The sequence below is a fragment of the Lamprobacter sp. genome, from assembly GCF_034860625.1.
Taxonomy (GTDB): Bacteria; Pseudomonadota; Gammaproteobacteria; order Chromatiales; family Chromatiaceae; genus Lamprobacter.
Genome location: NZ_JAYESN010000445.1, coordinates 1 through 1,766, shown reverse-complemented (window position 1 = coordinate 1,766; position 1,766 = coordinate 1). Strand labels below are relative to the sequence as shown.

3 protein-coding genes are annotated in these 1,766 nt (G+C 64.2%); all 3 read right to left on the bottom strand.

Features of this window, described 5'->3' with window-relative positions; genetic code table 11:
* Positions 1-638 (bottom strand): Crp/Fnr family transcriptional regulator (locus tag VBE63_RS28690; RefSeq protein WP_323686388.1); only part of this gene is annotated, 638 nt, incomplete at its 3' end.
* Between the two features lie 110 nt (positions 639-748).
* Positions 749-976 carry an RND transporter gene (locus tag VBE63_RS28685; protein WP_323686387.1) on the bottom strand — a complete coding sequence of 76 codons (228 nt, stop codon included), beginning with the start codon at positions 974-976 and terminating at the stop codon, positions 749-751.
* A 179-nt stretch (positions 977-1,155) separates the two neighbouring features.
* Positions 1,156-1,766, bottom strand: a 611-nt coding sequence (locus VBE63_RS28680; RefSeq protein WP_416274718.1) for a hypothetical protein, incomplete at its 5' end; no start/stop codon positions are given.

Below are 1,766 nucleotides of genomic sequence, written 5' to 3'. Positions count from 1 at the left end.
GCCTCGGCTTGGCTGTTTTGCAGCAACCAGCGCGCAACACGACCTTGCGCGGACAACAGCGTCAGGCTGTCGATCTCGGCGATCATGGTATGCAAACGCCGGCTCAGATCGCCCAGCAAGGCGAAGCAGGTCTCGGGCGACTCGCGCAGCATGGCGGCAAAGTCGGCGGCATCGATCGACACCACTTGGGCCTCGGTCAGCGCTGCGGCGCAGACCGGATAACGCCCGGTGCCCATGAACAACAGCGCCTCAGCGAAGGTCTGACCGGCACGGATCAGCTCGATGATCTTCTCGCCGCCGTCGCTGGAGAGGCGGAACAGACGGATTTGGCCCGAGCGCAGGAAGTAAAACCGCGCTGCCGGCTCCTCTTGGCGAAAGAGCAGCTGCCCGGCGGCAAGCCGGACCTGACTCGCCCGTTGTAACAGGCGTGCTAACTGCGCCGGACTCAAGGCCGCGAGCAGTGGCGCTTGCCGCAGATCCGACGCGAGATCGCGCCCCCCTGCCCCATCCGCTGGCGTCACGTCTGCATCGGACCCGCTGCGGGGGTTAACGGGAATCTCGCGCGATTCATCTGCTGGGTTGGCGCGGGCGCCATGCCCGTTAGGCGCACGGGTTCGCTCGGCACTCGATTCAGTCATCAGTCGTCCTCATCCACAAACGGTGCATAGTCCCGCGCATCGGCCTTTTCACAGGGAAAAATCAACCATCGCATGGTGCGGGCGCAAACGGACGTCGACTGATCGATCGGTTAGCGCATCCGCGCCCAGCCCAAGCGCCCGAGCTTGGCCAGCACCAGCAGCCAGGGGATGCCATGCAGTAGCAGATCGAAGATGTCGATCGGCCGCACCAGCGTGCCGTCGGCGAGCATCTTGAGCTTCTCCCAGACATGGGGCTCGGGCAGGAAGGGTGCGAGACCCAGCGTCAGCGCGATGATCAGCAGTAGGCCGAGCGGCAGGTGGTCAAGCCAGTTGAACATGGTCGGGTCTCTTCAGGTCGTGGTCGATGGCCCCTCAGGGTCGTTCGGATGGGGATAGTCTCTGCATCATTCAGGGTTGGGATGATGATCGACAGCTTCATCGGCTCATGATTCCAGGCAATACCGGCTCATCATGAACCCACGCGGCTCAGTGAGGGTGCCCCTGAGTCTCCGGCGATTCATCTTTCTGGGTCGCAGCGCGCCATCAGCTCACCACTCCCAGAAGAAGACTCCTCCGCGCCCGCAGCCGTTGATGCTGTCACTGGCGCAGACGCAAGCTGTGACTGCGCAGCGGCGGCTGATCGCCCCAGCACCTGCCCAAGCACGGCCTGGGTGCGCTCGGCGATGAAGTGCGGCGACAGGCGCCGATCGGCGAACAATAGGGTCTGATCGGCCGCGCGGTCGAGATAGAGCAGCTGGTCATCGGCGGGCTGAAAGGGTTGGAAACTGATGCGTGCGATGCGCCCGAGATTCACACCGCGCCCGTCGTCGAGCAGAATCAGATGTGGCGCAAGCCCGCGCGCCGGGTCCGGGCGCGGGAAATCGATCACGCCAAGCAGCTCATAGGCCCGATCGGTGAGCTGAACACTCAGCTGGACCTCGGTATCGCGCAGTTCGGCGAGGTAGATCTGCTCACCGACCGCAGCGCGCAGGCGTTCGACCTGGGCCTGATAGTCGGCTGAGGGCCAGAGTCCGCCCTCGGCATCAAAGCTCGATTGCGCATCGTCCGCAGATGTCATCCTCAGCTTCTCCAGTGGCAGATAGCGCGCGAGGAGACGCGAGCCGCTGA

What these genes read in the sequence shown, in the direction of transcription:
- VBE63_RS28685 (WP_323686387.1), bottom strand. Translation starts at nt 976, where the DNA reads ATGTTCAACTGGCTTGACCACCTGCCGCTCGGCCTACTGCTGATCATC.